General features: G+C 38.6%; 10 protein-coding genes. 7 read left to right on the plus strand and 3 right to left on the minus strand.

Annotated elements, in window-relative coordinates:
• The first annotated feature begins 409 nt into the window (after window positions 1–409).
• Both IGL13_RS00275 and IGL13_RS00280 read left to right on the plus strand, forming a co-directional pair.
• Window positions 410–4615, plus strand: a complete 4206-nt coding sequence (locus IGL13_RS00275; protein ID WP_430604611.1) for a 5'-nucleotidase C-terminal domain-containing protein — start codon at window positions 410–412, stop codon at window positions 4613–4615.
• A gap of 135 nt (window positions 4616–4750) precedes the next feature.
• Window positions 4751–6430, plus strand: coding sequence for a peptide ABC transporter substrate-binding protein (locus tag IGL13_RS00280; protein ID WP_002356069.1), 1680 nt, complete (start codon window positions 4751–4753; stop codon window positions 6428–6430).
• A gap of 46 nt (window positions 6431–6476) precedes the next feature.
• Here the strand turns inward: IGL13_RS00280 and IGL13_RS00285 are convergent, their stop codons facing one another.
• Together IGL13_RS00285 and IGL13_RS00290 are read right to left on the minus strand one after the other, a co-directional pair.
• Window positions 6477–6701 carry a DUF896 domain-containing protein gene (locus tag IGL13_RS00285; protein ID WP_002356070.1) on the minus strand — a complete coding sequence of 75 codons (225 nt, stop codon included), beginning with the start codon at window positions 6699–6701 and terminating at the stop codon, window positions 6477–6479.
• A gap of 14 nt (window positions 6702–6715) precedes the next feature.
• Entirely contained in the window at window positions 6716–7702 is a 987-nt protein-coding gene (locus IGL13_RS00290; protein ID WP_002378690.1) for an LLM class flavin-dependent oxidoreductase, read from the minus strand.
• Window positions 7703–7920: 218 nt separating this feature from the next.
• Here IGL13_RS00290 and ruvA point away from each other — a divergent pair, with 218 nt between their 5' ends.
• The 5 genes from ruvA to IGL13_RS00315 all read left to right on the plus strand — a co-directional run bounded on the left by ruvA (window position 7921) and on the right by IGL13_RS00315 (window position 14383).
• The gene (gene ruvA, locus IGL13_RS00295; protein WP_002359241.1) at window positions 7921–8535 is read left to right on the plus strand and encodes a Holliday junction branch migration protein RuvA; all 615 of its coding nucleotides are present in this window, start codon (window positions 7921–7923) and stop codon (window positions 8533–8535) included.
• A gap of 12 nt (window positions 8536–8547) precedes the next feature.
• Entirely contained in the window at window positions 8548–9564 is a 1017-nt protein-coding gene (ruvB, locus tag IGL13_RS00300; protein ID WP_002383488.1) for a Holliday junction branch migration DNA helicase RuvB, read from the plus strand.
• A gap of 141 nt (window positions 9565–9705) precedes the next feature.
• A complete protein-coding gene (locus tag IGL13_RS00305) occupies window positions 9706–10404 on the plus strand; it encodes an N-acetylmannosamine-6-phosphate 2-epimerase (RefSeq protein WP_002370615.1) in 699 nt (232 codons plus the stop codon).
• A gap of 177 nt (window positions 10405–10581) precedes the next feature.
• Window positions 10582–12921: an alpha-glucosidase gene (ygjK, locus tag IGL13_RS00310; RefSeq protein WP_194180229.1), complete on the plus strand. Its 2340-nt coding sequence runs from the start codon at window positions 10582–10584 to the stop codon at window positions 12919–12921.
• 544 nt (window positions 12922–13465) lie between these two features.
• The gene (locus IGL13_RS00315; RefSeq protein ID WP_002378693.1) at window positions 13466–14383 is read left to right on the plus strand and encodes a helix-turn-helix domain-containing protein; all 918 of its coding nucleotides are present in this window, start codon (window positions 13466–13468) and stop codon (window positions 14381–14383) included.
• A gap of 42 nt (window positions 14384–14425) precedes the next feature.
• Here IGL13_RS00315 and IGL13_RS00320 read toward each other — a convergent pair whose 3' ends face one another.
• Window positions 14426–15079 (minus strand): Crp/Fnr family transcriptional regulator, encoded by a 654-nt coding sequence (locus tag IGL13_RS00320; protein WP_002356081.1) that lies wholly within the window; start codon window positions 15077–15079, stop codon window positions 14426–14428.
• Window positions 15080–15214: the final 135 nt, after the last annotated feature.

The following is a 15214-nucleotide window of genomic DNA, read 5'->3' on the forward strand; positions in this document are numbered from 1 at the left end:
AGCAAAAGAGCGTTCTTTTTCCTCCTTAAAGACTAGACCAATTGCTGCTAATATTTGTTTAGAGGTATTCAAGGACTAGACCAATGCTGTTTATTCGGTATTTTTAGTTATTTTTTTCAAAAAAATAGTTTTTGTTCCGCTTTTCCAATATAAAAAGACTTTCTTTTTTATAAAGTTCGTGTTTTGGTCAAAATTACTATTTTTTTCACAAACAAATCCGCTATATTGTCCAAAAATAAAAACAATTTACAGGAAAAACATCTTATTTTAACGGAATTTACTGTTTTTTATTTAACGGATATATTATGATAGGAAAAGAAGAGCAGCGTGATGGGGGAAGGCTCTTTTTGTTGTTTGTTACTTTGACAATTGTTTGTTGCAAATGGGTTGAAACACAAGGAGGAAATTTGTGAAAAAGTTGAGCTTTAAAAAAGTGAAGTGGGGCATGCATTTTTTAATGGCTGTTGCGTTGATAGCGCCAAGCGTTACTAGTACGGCATATGCAGTAGAAACAACGAGTCAACAAAGTTCAGAAGCAGTAACAAGTACCACCGATTCAAGTAGAAAACAAGAACCAGTCATCACACAGGAAACAACAGACATCAAACAAGAAGCACCAAATCAGGCTACGAGTGACAGTGTCAAGCAGTCACAAGAAACCACGGCACCAACAGAGACGACGAATTTAGAAACGTCAACCGCTGAAAAAGAAGAAACGAGCACGCCGCAAAAAATAACAATTTTAGGTACGTCAGATGTTCATGGTCAATTATGGAATTGGTCTTATGAAGATGATAAAGAATTACCAGTTGGTTTGTCCCAAGTAAGTACAGTCGTCAACCAAGTCCGGGCACAAAACCCAGCAGGCACCGTTTTAATTGATAATGGCGACAATATTCAAGGCACTATTTTAACAGATGACTTGTATAATAAAGCGCCTTTAGTGAATGAAAAGACCCATCCAATGATCACCGCCATGAATGTGATGAAGTATGATGCAATGGTTTTGGGAAATCATGAGTTTAATTTTGGTTTACCGTTAATCAAAAAAATTCAACAAGAAGCCACTTTTCCAATCTTGTCTGCGAATACCTACAATAAGGAAGATGGTCTTCGTTTTGTTGAAGGGACTACCACGAAGGAACTTGATTTTAATCAAGATGGGCAGCCAGATTTAAAAGTTGGGATTATCGGCTTAACAATTCCGCACATTCCTTTGTGGGATGGCCCTCGTGTTACTTCGCTTAATTTTTTACCTTTGAAAGAAGAAGCAGAAAAAGCAGTTACTGAGTTGAAAGCTAACGATCAGGCTGACATTATTGTTGCCTCGATTCATGCGGGACAACAAAATAGTGATCCGGCTGCCAGTGCCGACCAAGTAATTGAAAATGTCGCGGGGATTGATGCGTATATTCTGGGTCATGACCACCTTTCTTTTACCAAGCAAGGAGCAGCGCCGAATGGAAAAACTGTACCGGTAGGGGGACCGAAAGATACGGGGACAGAAGTTGTCAAAATTGATCTTTCAGTTGCTAAAAATGCCGATAAGTGGGAAGTGCAAGAAGGTACAGCAACGATTGTACCAACAACGAATGTTCCAGCAGATGAAGCAGTTAAGGCAGCGACAAAAGAATACCATGAAAAAACGCGAGCGTTTATTCAGGAGGAGATCGGCACAGCAACAGCTGATTTTTTACCAAAACAAGAAATTAAAGGAATTCCCGAAGCACAATTACAACCAACAGCGATGATTTCTTTAATTAATAACGTTCAAAAAGAAGTAACGGGCGCACAATTAAGTGCGGCAGCGCTGTTTAAATACGACAGTAAATTACCTGCGGGGAAGATTTCCTATGCCACGATTTTTGATATCTACAAATACCCGAATACCTTAGTGAGTGTTCCCATTAACGGTGAAAACTTACTGAAGTATTTAGAAAAACAAGGGGCGTACTATAACCAAACACAGCCAGATGATTTGACCATTAGTTTTAATCCAAACATTCGTGTATATAACTATGACATGATTTCTGGAGTGGACTACAAGATTGACATTTCAAAACCAGTGGGTGAACGAATTGTAGATGCGAAAATTGACGGCCAACCGCTGGATCCTGCCAAAGAATATACGATTGCTATGAATAATTATCGTTACGGCGGTTTAGCTAGCCAAGGGATTCAAGTAGGGGAACCTATTAAAAATTCTGATCCAGAAACCTTACGAGGAATGATTGTTGATTATATTAAGAAAAAAGGAACTCTTGATCCAGAACAAGAAATCGAACGAAATTGGTCAATTAGTGGGACAAATTTTGATGAAAAATGGCGTGCCAAAGCAATCGAATTAGTGAATGACGGCACTCTTCAAATTCCGACTTCTCCTGATGGACGTACACCAAACGCCGCCGCTATTACGAAACAAGATGTCCGTAATGCGGGCTTTGATTTAGATAATGCATATACCATTATGCACACAAATGACGTTCATGGCCGACTAGAAGCAGGGAAAGGCGAATTAGGTATGGCGCGTCTAAAAACCTTTAAAGACCAAGAAAACCCAACCTTGATGGTGGATGCAGGGGATGTTTTCCAAGGATTACCAATCTCCAATTTCTCCAAAGGCGCGGATATGGCCAAAGCAATGAATGAAGTTGGTTATGATGCCATGGCGGTGGGAAATCACGAGTTTGATTTTGGTTTAGAGATTGCACTAGGTTATAAAGACCAACTGAATTTTCCGATTTTATCTAGTAATACGTATTACAAAGATGGCAGTGGACGGGTTTTTGATCCGTATACAATCGTAGAAAAATCCGGGAAAAAGTTTGCCATTGTAGGTGTGACGACCCCAGAAACAGCAACGAAAACACACCCGAAAAACGTAGAGAAGGTGACATTTAAAGACCCGATTCCAGAAGTAGAAGCAGTGATTAAGGAAATTAAAGAGAAGTACGCGGATATTCAAGCTTTCGTGGTTACTGGGCATTTAGGCGTAGATGAAACGACGCCGCATATCTGGCGTGGTGATACGCTAGCAGAAACCCTTAGTCAAACATATCCTGAGTTAGATATCACTGTGATTGATGGACATTCGCATACAGCCGTCGAAAGTGGCAAACGTTATGGCAAAGTGATCTATGCTCAAACAGGTAATTATTTAAATAATGTTGGGATCGTCACAGCACCAGAGAGTGAACCAACTAAGAAAACAACAAAATTGATTTCAGCAGCAGAGCTGCTAGAATTGCCAGAAAACCCGGCAGTTAAAGCCATCGTTGATGAAGCACGTACGAATTTTAACGCTGAAAATGAAAAAGTAATTGTCGATTATATTCCATTCACATTGGATGGACAACGAGAAAATGTGCGCACACGAGAGACCAACTTAGGGAATTTGATTGGTGATGCGATTATGTCATATGGCCAAGACGCGTTTAGCCAACCTGCTGATTTTGCAGTAACTAATGGTGGCGGCATTCGCGCTGATATTAAACAAGGGCCAATTAAAGTTGGGGATGTCATTGCTGTGTTACCTTTTGGCAATAGCATTGCGCAAATTCAAGTAACCGGCGCCCAAGTTAAAGAAATGTTTGAAATGTCTGTTCGTTCGATTCCACAAAAAGATGAGAATGGCACAATTTTACTAGATGATGCTGGCCAACCAAAACTTGGCGCAAATGGTGGTTTCCTACATGTTTCAAGCTCCATTCGTATCCACTATGATTCCACAAAACCAGGTACTCGCTTGGCTAGTGACGAAGGCAATGAAACAGGACAAACGATTGTCGGTAGTCGCGTATTAGGAATAGAAATTAAAAATCGGCAAACACAAAAGTTTGAACCATTGGATGAGAAGAAACAATACCGGATGGCTACCAATGATTTCTTAGCTGCTGGTGGTGATGGTTACGATATGCTAGGTGGTGAACGAGAAGAAGGGATTTCACTAGATTCTGTCTTAATTGAATACTTGAAAAGTGCAACCAGCTTGCGGTTGTATCGTGCAGCAACGACGATTGATTTAGCACAATATAAAGAACCATTCCCAGGCGAACGAATTGTTTCTATTTCGGAAGAAGCTTACAAAGAGTTAATCGGTGGAGGAGAGACGCCAAAACCAGATCCAAAACCAGATCCAAAACCAGATCCAAAACCAGATCCAAAACCAGATCCAAAACCAGATCCAAAACCAGATCCAAAACCAGATCCAAAACCAGATCCAAAACCAGATCCAAAACCAGATCCAAAACCAGATCCAAAACCAGATCCAAAACCAGATCCAAAACCAGATCCAAAACCAGACCCGAAACCAGATCCAAAACCAGATCCAAAACCAGATCCAAAACCAGATCCAAAACCAGATCCAAAACCAGATCCAAAACCAGATCCAAAACCAGACCCGAAACCAACACCAGAAACACCAGTAGCAACCAATAAACAAAACCAAGCGGGAGCAAGACAGAGCAATCCATCCGTAACAGAGAAGAAAAAGTATGGCGGCTTTTTACCTAAAACGGGTACAGAAACAGAAACGCTTGCATTATATGGTTTACTGTTCGTTGGACTTTCTTCTTCTGGCTGGTATATTTATAAACGACGTAACAAAGCTAGTTAGTCATTTTTTAAGAACCGTCCTTCGGGATTGGTTCTTTTTTTATTTTAATGCTTGCCATTTGTTTTTAATTTTAGTATTATAAGAATATTCTAAAAATTAAAAAATGAAGAGTTTTTTCTGTGAAGGGAGAAAGGCATGAAAAGTAAACGTATAAAAGGACTTATCGGGTTAAGTTTAACAACGCTGTTAGTTTTAGCTGCTTGTGGTGGTGATGGGGGAGCTGGCGCCGAAAAAGCAAAGGGCGGATCAGAGAAAACTGCCGCTAAACAAGAATTTAAAGTAGTAGTTCAACAAGAAATGCCTTCTGCAGATTTATCTTTAGGAACAGATACAATTAGTTTTACGGCACTGAATAATGCGTATGAAGGAATTTATCGTTTAGATGATAAAAGCAAGCCGCAACCAGCAGGGGCTAAAGAAAAAGTGCAAGTCAGTGATGATGGTCTGACGTACACAGTGAAACTAAGAGAAGAAGCAAAATGGTCCAATGGTGATCCTGTCACAGCTGCCGATTATGTTTTTAGTTGGCAACGTACAGCAGATCCTCAGACTGGCGCTGAGTATGCTTATTTTCTAGAAATGATTGAAAACGGCGCAGATATTGTAGCTGGTAAGAAACCAGTTTCTGAATTAGGCATTAAAGCAAACGGGGATTATGAGCTAGAAATTAAACTGGCAAAACCAACACCATATTTTGATTATTTACTGGCCTTTCCACTATTTTTCCCGCAACATCAAGCAACCGTAGAGAAATATGGCAAAGATTACGCTGCTTCCAGTGAAAAAGCAGTCTATAATGGTCCGTTTGTCTTAGCTAACTTTGAAGGGGCTGGCTCAGATACCAATTGGACTTTGGAAAAAAATGAAAACTATTGGGATAAAGACAATGTCAAATTAGATAAAATCAATTTTGATGTCGTCAAGGAGGCACCAACTGCCTTGAACTTATTCCAAGATGGTCAAGCAGACGATGTTATTTTAAGTGGCGAATTGGCCCAGCAAATGGCGAAGGATCCAGAATTGGTTATCGAAAAAGAAGCACGAACCAGCTATTTGGAATTTAATCAGCGAGATAAAAATTCACCGTATAATAATGTGAATTTACGCAAAGCAATTTCAGCAGCGATTGATCGCAACGCATTAGTAGATAAAATTTTAGGCGACGGCTCAGTAGTCGCTACCGGCTTAATTCCAGAAGGGATGTCGTATTCGCCGACAGATGACACAGATTTTGCTGATGAAAATAAAAAAATTGTTGAATATAGCCCAGAAAAAGCAAAAGAATATTGGGCAAAAGCGAAGAAAGAATTGGGCATAACAACACTCAAAATGGATATTGTTGCCGATGATGTCGATTCTACGAAAAAGTTAGCGGAATATATTCAAGGTACGTTAAAGGATACTTTAGAGGGCATTGATGTAACAGTGAGCCCAGTGCCGTTTTCAGTTCGAATTGATCGAGGTAGTCGCGGCGATTTTGAGACAATCTTAGGTGGTTGGGCTGCGGATTACGCAGATCCCAGTAGTTTCTTAGATCTTTTTGTTACTGGTAATAACTATAATCGCGGGCGTTTTTCAAGTAAAGCCTACGATGAGTTGATTGAGGCTTCAGCTACAAGAGATGCTTCAGATCCTGAAAAACGTTGGGAAGACATGGTTAAGGCTGAGAAGTTATTGATTGGTGAAGAGACCGCTTTAGCACCACTTTATCAAAAGGCGACTGCCCATCTACGCAGTAAAGAAGTGAAAGGCGTCGTTGCCCATGGTGCTGGCGCACAATATGATTATAAGTGGACATATGTGACAGAAGAGTAGTTAAAAAGAGACACAGAATAGTCAAATCGACTGTTCTGTGTCTCTTTTAATCAAAATATTTCTGCTGTTCTTCTTTTAATTTTTCTGGGGTTACATCTTCACCAGTAGGATCATAAATAGTGACGCCCATTAATGTTTTATTGAATTGTTCACGAATGGTCCGCAAATATTCTTGTCGCAAATCGACACGAAGAGCTTGTTCTTCAGATGTTAAACCTTGTTCACGCTCTTTTTGTGCAAGCGTATTAATTCTTTTTAAAACCTCTAACATTTCTCATTTCCTTTCTATAATAATTCTTTTGCTAGGCGTTCAAACGATTGAAAGCGCGTTTGTTTGTCATAACCTGGGGTGATTAGCATTGCTTCTGTCAACCCTAGTTCTTCTTGTTGGTGGAAAAACTCCGCAACTTCTTGGCTACTGCCAATGACAAAGCGTTGTTTATTTTGTTCTAAAACAAGTTTGTCCATTTCACTGTAAGGGAAAGCTAGTGCTTCTTCTGGCGATAAAAATTTATTTGAAAGCCCATGTTCGGTGGCAAAGATATAATGCTCGAAACTAGCCGCATGGTATTCTGCTTCTTCTTTAGTGTCGGCGGCAAAAGTGAAATACGCAGCGCTCACTTGCGGCTCTTGTTGTTCAGTTACTGGTCGGAAATGCTTGTAATATGCTGACAATACTTCTTTGGGCAAATGTCCATGAATAAACTGCGCAAAGGAAAAATTAATGCCATATTCACCAGCTGAACGTGCGCTTTCTTTACTAGCACCTAGTAACCAAGGTTGTGGTAATAGAACTTCCCGCGGAACAGCTGAAATTTTAGAATATAAATGATCTTCAGGAAATTCCTCTCTTAAAAAGAGTAAAATTTCAGGTAATTTATCAAATTGGTCTAGCTGTGGTGGCTGACCATTATTTAACGCCAACGTAGTTAAAGGGCTGCCACCAGGCGAGCGGCCCATGCCTAAATCGATTCGATCAGGATATAAAGCTGCTAACGTTTTAAACGTTTCTGCGACTTTAAATGGCGCATAATGCATGGTCATGATGCCACCCGCGCCAACACGAATTTTTTCGGTGGCGCTAGCAATATGTGCAACTAAAATTTCTGGCGTTGCACTGGCAAAGGCATCTGAACCGTGATGTTCGGCATACCAAATTCTTGTGTAGCCAAGTTTTTCCGCTAATTGAGCGAGCTCTTTGGCTTCTTGTAATGTGTCGCTTGCTGATTGATTTTTAGGAACCGTTAATTGATCTAAGATACTTAATTTCATGTATGTAGTCTCCTTCTTGGTTATTTTTTTGAAGCTACCGCTATTATTACGCAAGCATGTCAAAAAAAACAGTACGCACTTTTTAATTCCCTAGTGAGCGAAAAGTAACAAATAGATGTAGCCAAGATCGATGATAAAAAATTCTTCGCTATGGCTTTTTGATGCTTTGTGTTAAAATGGAACATATGTACGCAATCAGCAATTGGAAAGGTGACAACATGTACGAATATATTATTGGAAAAGTAACGTTTGTTAGCCCATACTATATTGTCGTTGAAACAAATGGCATTGGCTATCAGATTTCAGTCGATAACCCGTATCGCTATTCAGGAAAAATGGATACGGACATTAAACTATATCTTCACCAAGTCGTGCGGGAAGATGCACAACTTTTATTTGGTTTTGGCAGTTTAGAAGAAAAACAATTGTTCTTAAAATTAATCAGTGTCTCTGGAATTGGCCCTAAAAGTGGTTTAGCTATCATGGCTTCTGTGGCTGATCATGGTGGTTTAATCAATGCAATTGAAGGGGAAGATGTTACATATTTAACGAAGTTCCCAGGTGTTGGCAAGAAAACAGCCCAACAAATGATTTTAGATTTAAAAGGAAAACTAGGCGAATTAGAGTCTTCCGAAGCAGCGGTGGCTGCCATGACCGCAACCGAAGCGGTGACAACAAGCAATCAAGCATTGGCAGAAGCGTTAGAAGCATTAAGTGCCCTAGGCTACAGTGACCGAGAGATTAAGCGTATCACTAAGCAATTGGAAGCGTTAGGTGAGACAACGACAGATGTTTATTTGAGCAATGCGTTAAAATTCATGATGAAACGCTAAGGAGGAATAACGATGACAGAAGAAGAACGGTTGCTTTCAGCTGCAAGTCAAGAAGCAGAAGCTTCAATTGAAAAATCGTTACGTCCACAATTTTTAGCACAATATATTGGTCAAGATAAAGTAAAACAAGAACTAACGATTTATATTGAAGCGGCGAAAAATCGGAATGAAGCGTTGGATCATACCCTTCTTTATGGTCCGCCAGGTTTAGGGAAAACGACAATGGCGATGGTCATCGCCAATGAAATGAATGTGAACATTCGTACCACAAGTGGACCAGCCATCGAACGGGCGGGAGATTTAGTCGCTATTTTGAACGAATTAGAGCCTGGTGATGTGTTATTTATCGATGAAATTCATCGTTTGCCGCGAGTTGTGGAAGAAATGCTGTATTCCGCAATGGAAGATTTTTACATTGATATCATGGTCGGTCAAGGAACCACGGCACATCCCGTTCATTTTCCATTACCGCCTTTTACTTTAGTGGGCGCTACCACACGGGCAGGGATGCTTTCAGCGCCATTACGAGATCGTTTTGGGATTATTTCTCACATGGAGTATTATCAAGAGCAGGATTTAAAAGAAATCGTTCTTCGTTCCGCGGATATTTTTCAAACGGAGATTTTTGAGGAAGGTGCCTTTGAAATTGCGCGCCGCTCAAGAGGAACCCCCCGAATTGCTAACCGTTTGTTAAAACGTGTCCGTGATTTTGCCCAAGTCCAATCAGATGGCAAAATCGACCGAGCGATTGCAGACAAAGCGTTAACCTTACTGCAAGTGGACCATCAAGGCTTGGATTATGTCGATCAAAAATTGTTGAAAACAATGATTGATTTATACGGTGGCGGTCCGGTTGGTTTAAGTACCTTGTCTGTAAACATCGGTGAAGAAACCGAAACGGTGGAAGATATGTATGAACCCTATCTTATTCAAAAAGGTTTCATTAAACGAACACCGCGAGGACGAATTGCAACGCCATTTGCGTATGCACATTTTGGGTATGATTATTTAGAGGGTCATAAAAATTAAAAATAAGTCAAAAGAAAGCAAGCCTTAACCGCTTGCTTTCTTTTGTTTCACGTGAAACGTTTGTTCTTATTTAGAAGAGTGGCATATTTCAGCTGTTGTAGGTATACTGTGTTTGTAATCGCTTTTAAATTGGAGGGATCAATGTTGAATAAAGAAATCAAAGGGGCATTAATTGTTTCTTGCCAAGCGTTGGCAGACGAACCGTTGCATAGTTCTTTTATCATGTCCAAGATGGCTTTGGCCGCTAAACAAGGAGGGGCTAAAGGTATTCGAGCAAATTCTGTGGTAGACATTCGAGCGATCCGGAAAGAGGTTGATTTACCAATCATTGGGATTATTAAACGAGATTATCCTGACGCAGAAGTATATATTACCGCAACTATGCGTGAGGTAGATGAATTAATGGCTGTTCAGCCAGAAATTATCGCTCTCGATGCAACCCATTCAAAACGACCAAATGGCGAAACGTTAGCCACATTTTTCAAAAGAATAAAAGAAAAGTATCCTAACCAAGAATGGATGGCGGATTGTTCCACGCTGGAAGAGATGATTGAAGCTGCGGAGTTAGGCTTTGATTATATTGGCACAACGTTAGTCGGCTATACGCCGCAAAGTGAAAATCAGCGGATTGAACAAAATGATTTTGAACTGTTAAGAGAAGCAAAGAAGCATTTTACTACACCAATCATTGCAGAAGGAATGATTGATACGCCAGCAAAAGTCCAACGTGTCCTGGAGCTAGGTGCTTATAGCGTGGTGGTGGGATCTGTTATTACACGACCGCAAAAAATTACTGAAAAATTTGTGGAAGCTACGAAAATAAAACAGAATCAAGCATAAACTAAATACACTATCGATACACTCGTTATTTTTTGATCAATACACTTCGATACGGTCGCTTTTTTTCTAGAGAAAGTTGAATCTTTCAATAATAAAAAGGGATACACTCCATTTGGCATAGTCCTTGCTGATAATAAATCAGTGTATAAAGCGCTATCATTTTATAGGAGGGGTTTTATGAAGGGTTTATCAAAAAAGAAACGGGTGTCTACTTGGTTAGCGTTAGGAATCACCGTAGTCAGCTGTTTTGCGTTAAGCGGGGAAGTGCAAGCAAGTGTTGAAAGAACAAAAGTTGATGAATTTGCAAATGTTTTAGATGTGAGTGCATCACCAACCGAACGGACGAATGGCGTATACGATACCAATTATTTTAATAATTTTTCTGATTTAGGTGCATGGCATGGCTACTATTTACCTGAAAAAAGCAATAAAGAGCTACTGGGTGGTTTTGCGGGGCCATTGATTATTGCGGAAGAATATCCAGTAAACTTGGCGGCAAGTTTAAACAAATTAACGGTCAAAAATAAAAAAACGGGAGAAACCTATGATTTAAGCCAAAGCAATCGCATGGACCTGTCTTATTATCCTGGGCGCCTAGAGCAAATCTATGAATTAGACGATCTAACGATTCATTTAGCTTTAATTTTTGTCAGCAATCGAACGGCGCTTATCCAAACGACACTTGAAAACACTGGTGAAGAGCCCTTGTCACTTGAAGCAAGCTGGACAGGTGCGGTCTTTGATAAAATTCAAGAGGGAACGGAAACCTTAGATATTGGCACTCGTTTAACTGCTAAAGACAATGACATTCAAGTGAATTTTGGTGAAGTCAGAGAAACGTGGAATTATTTTGCTACGAAAGACACAAAATATACGATTCATCATGCGGATAAAGTTTCAACAAAAATTGATAATCGGAATTATACAGCAACCGCTGAACCAATTGAATTGAAGCCTAAACAAACGTACAACACCTATACGACAGAAAGCTATACTTTTACAAAAGAAGAAGAGGCAAAGGAACAACAACAAGCACCCGAATATACCAAAAATGCGGCGCGCTATTTCAAAGAGAACAAGCAAAGATGGCAAGGATATCTAGATAAAACGTTTGATCAAAAGAAAACAGCAGAATTTCCTGAATATCAAAATGCGCTAGTCAAATCGATTGAAACGATTAACACCAATTGGCGAAGTGCGGCAGGTGCCTTTAAGCATGACGGGATTGTTCCGTCCATGTCTTATAAATGGTTTATTGGTATGTGGGCTTGGGATTCGTGGAAAGCGGATGTAGCAACGGCTGATTTTAATCCTGAGTTAGCTAAAAATAATATGCGGGCCTTGTTTGATTATCAAATTCAAAAAGATGATACCGTACGTCCACAAGATGCAGGAGCGATCATTGATGCTGTCTTTTACAATCAAGACAGTGCGCGTGGTGGTGAAGGTGGCAACTGGAATGAACGAAATTCTAAACCACCATTGGCTGCATGGGCAGTTTGGCATATTTATCAAGAAACCAAAGATAAGGAATTTTTAAAAGAAATGTATCCCAAACTTGTGGCTTATCATAATTGGTGGTATACCAACAGAGACCACAATAAAAATGGGATAGCAGAATATGGAAGCATGGTCAGTGATGCTCACTGGCAAAAAGACGACAAGGATCAAATCATTAAAGATAAAAATGGCCAACCTAAAGTGGACGATGATGCTGTTATTGAAGCAGCCGCATGGGAAAGTGGCATGGATAACGCTGCACGGTTTGACAAAGAAGGTGTGGGCAAAGGCGACGTGGGAGTTAAAGTTTTTGAAAATAAAAATAAAGGAAAAGTAGTGGGGTATTCGATTAATCAAGAATCAGTGGATTTGAATGCGTATCTCTACGCTGAAAAGGGCTATTTAGCTTCGATAGCAGAAGAACTAGGCAAAAAAGAGGACTATAAGAACTATCAAAAAGAAGCGAAGAAACTAAAAAAATATATTCAAGAAAATATGTTTGATGAAAAAACAGGCTTCTTCTATGACTTACAAATAAATGAAGACGGCTCGAAAACAAAATTGTTAGTCAATCGTGGCAAAGGAACAGAAGGCTGGTTGCCGCTCTGGGCAAAAGTAGCGACCAAAGAACAGGCGGCGGCAGTTAAGAAAAACATGATGAATCAAGAAATGTTCAATACCTTTATGCCATTCCCAACAGCATCCAAAGACAATGAAAAATTTGCTGCAACGAAATATTGGCGGGGACCAGTTTGGCTTGATCAAGCCTTGTTTGGTGTAGAAGCTCTTCAAAACTATGACTATACAAAAGAAGCGAAAGAAATGACACAAAAACTCTTCTTACATGCCGAAGGATTGATGGGAGAAGGACCTATTCATGAAAATTATGATCCACTGACAGGGAAGGGCCTAAGTACGAAAAACTTTAGTTGGTCAGCAGCAGCGTACTATTTATTGTATAAAAACACCTTATTAAGTAATAACCCCACAACGCAAACCGCTTTTGAAATAAAATAGAAAAACAGCTCTTGAGAAAATATCTCTCAAGAGCTATTTTTTTCTTCACTTGCTACAATCTGTTTCCCTCTGATTTAATTAAATGTAATTTATTTGTTTAAATAAATATATTCCATATAATTAAATAAAACATCTAAAAATAAACGATATGTACTTTTATTAAAAATGTTATTTAATAAAAATGAAATAGATATTCAACGAAATTGATTGTACAATGGTTAGTGAAGAGTGGGTTTAACGAAACCGAGTAATAAGAAATAAACTAATATTGAAACCAAACATTGCGACACCTCCTGCTCTAAGTTATATTGAATTTCATTATAAGACAGATATCTTAGTTTCTTCAAGAACGAATTAGAAAATTTTTTTTAAATTTGTTGACGCCTAACAATTATAACGCGCGAAAAAATAATTCAAACAAATATATTATTTGATTGTTTGGTAATGTTAAAGTTTGTAAAAATAATTTTTTTATAAAATGTTATATTTTAGTTAATAAAAAAATAATACTTAATATTAACTTATTAATAGAAAGGAGCATATTATGGATGTGTTAGAGGCATTAAAGTATTTTAGAAAAAAGAAAAAAATTGCTCAGAAAGATGTTTTACCAAAAAAAGGGAAACAAACCTATCGAAGAATAGAAATTGGTGAAGCCAAGCTAAGTTACGAGGATTTAATGACAGCATTACAGTCACTTGGGATTACCTTTAATGAATTTTTTCATATGGTCTCTGAAACAAGAAGTACGGCTTCATCTAAAATTATGCATCAAATTGAATGTTGTCAAATGGGAGTGAACAATACAAGTGAAAAAAAGAACCTGATTCATTACTTTTATCAATTAGAGCGCAATCCCCAAAAAAACGCAGTAGAGATGTCTATTTATACAGATATTAAGCTAACTTTCAGTAATGATTGGGAGGAAATTCCAGAATTTGATGAAACTGATCGAATGGTAATTCTCGCACTTATCTCTAACAAAAGCTACTATACATATTACGATTATCAAATGGTGACTAATACAGGGGCGTTATTTTCTGAAAACGAAGTCCTTCAAATTCTTGAGCAGATGTTTCCCGTCAAAGATGCTGAATTACGTGATACCCAAACATTAAATGTCGCCTATGGTTTTTACCTAAATATCATTACAGCGCAACTTTATAAGAAAAATTATGCGAAAGCCCGGGAATATTTAGCGCTAATGAGTGTTACCACGATTCCTGCTGAAATCTACTATATTCATTTTAACTTACGTTACTTAAAAAACCTTACGTATTATCTGTACACTGGCAAAATGAGATATTATAAAGAAGTAATCGCCGTTATTGATATGATTGAAAGCTTTGGCGATGTACGTTTGGCGGAAGGCATGAAAAAAGAAATGCTTCAGCTGACGGCTGGTCGGACATTTAATTTAGAAAAAGGTCAGTTTCCATTGAATATTGTCACTGAAAAATAAAAAGCACCCCCCGCAAGGTCAAACTTGCGGGGGGTGCTGATGTTAAACAATAATGTTATCTCTAATCATATCTAAATCTTTAATCAAAATTTTGCGGTTACGTAGTTCAATTGCCCCTAACTCTTTTAGTTGCTGCATCATCCGGTTAACGCTACTAGCAGAAGTTATCCCACAAAAATGTGCAATTTCTTCATTAGTCACCACGAAATCAATTAAAATACCTTCCTCTGTTTCTACGCCAAATGAATCGTACATTTCATAGATTTGTGTACAAACGGCCCCAAATTTGCCATTCATCAACATTTGCTGCATCTTTTTCATGGAATGCATTAAACGGTCCCGATAGTATTCTTTGACATACATTTGCAAGTCTTTACTATTATTGATATCCCGCCAAAATTGAACACGGTCGATTTGGTAAAGTTCTGCTTGTGGAGATTCGATGCGAATATTAAAAGGTGCATCAATAAATTCTGAATATTCATCACGTAGCAATGAAACAATTTCCAAATTGTTGATATAACGTAAATTAAATTCACGACCGTCTTTGGAAATAACGCTAGTTTTGATGATGCCACTTTTTAAAATATAGGCATAACGATCTTGCAGTCCTTCATAAGTTAAATAATTTTTCTTCTTTTTTACAACGACTCGAAAGGAATGTTCATCTAAGTAGTCTTGTAAAACATTTCTCATTGGCGGTAACTCCTCAATTATCTCTAAATATTTTTGTTTTTGCCTGTTGGGCTTCTTTCTTATTTAAGCGAATTGGACATCATATGTCAATAACAAATGTTGATAAAAAAGGTCAATTAAACGCTATTTTGAAAA

This window comes from Enterococcus sp. DIV1937 (assembly GCF_050535975.1).
Taxonomy (GTDB): Bacteria; Bacillota; Bacilli; order Lactobacillales; family Enterococcaceae; genus Enterococcus; species Enterococcus faecalis.